Source organism: Halostella sp. PRR32 (assembly GCF_034808085.1).
GTDB classification, from domain to species: Archaea; Halobacteriota; Halobacteria; order Halobacteriales; family Natronoarchaeaceae; genus Halostella; species Halostella pelagica.
This window is the reverse complement of the sequence record NZ_JAXHGL010000075.1, coordinates 1-279: the sequence shown is the minus strand read 5'-3', so window position 1 is coordinate 279 and position 279 is coordinate 1. Positions and strand designations below refer to the sequence as shown.

Below are 279 nucleotides of genomic sequence, written 5' to 3'. Positions count from 1 at the left end.
ACCGTCGACTGGCGGAGGCGCTCGGCGTCGGTCTTTGCGACCCGTGCGTCCTCGACGACGGCCGTGGACGCGACCTCGTACCCCGATTGCTCGAGGTAGAGCGCGGCGTCGTGCGGGACGGTTCTCGGGGTGAGCACGGTGCCCGACAGCCCGTGGTCGTCGAGCACGGCGGCGACGCGCTCGCCCGTCGGGATCTCCCCGCCGGCGGGGAGCACGCTGTCGCCGGGGAACGACTCGCGGGCGGCGGCCGGAGCGTCGGCGGCGAGCAGCATCGCGGAC

General features: G+C 75.3%; 1 pseudogene. It reads right to left on the bottom strand.

Annotation, left to right across the window (positions count from 1 at the left end):
• Positions 1-279 (bottom strand): annotated as a pseudogene (locus SM753_RS20440) (hypothetical protein); the annotation flags it as partial.